This is a genomic window from Tritonibacter sp. SIMBA_163, assembly GCF_046535935.1.
Classification (GTDB): domain Bacteria; phylum Pseudomonadota; class Alphaproteobacteria; order Rhodobacterales; family Rhodobacteraceae; genus Epibacterium; species Epibacterium scottomollicae.
This window is the reverse complement of record NZ_JAWJBP010000795.1, coordinates 1-257: the sequence shown is the minus strand read 5'-3', so window position 1 is coordinate 257 and position 257 is coordinate 1. Positions and strand designations below refer to the sequence as shown.

1 pseudogene is annotated in these 257 nt (G+C 47.5%); it reads right to left on the bottom strand.

The window, feature by feature from the left end:
- Positions 1-257, bottom strand: a pseudogene (locus tag R0J92_RS24510) (TIGR00303 family protein); the annotation flags it as partial.

The following is a 257-nucleotide window of genomic DNA, read 5'->3' as shown; positions in this document are numbered from 1 at the left end:
ATCGGTTCGCCCTAACCCAGCTTGCACAATTTCCCATTTTTGCCGATGATTACATTGCGGGTGGCTACTATTGACCTTATTCGCAGCAGCAATTCTCAAACCTGTGAGTAATCCCAAAGCAGTTGTTGTCCCACCGACTACACATTCTCCAATAATTAAATAACTATCTTGTACTGTCTTCGCAAGAACTTCTCCCCAATGCCAGCCTTGGGCAAATAACGCTTCCACTCGCGCTTGCGGTAACGCCTGACCTGTGG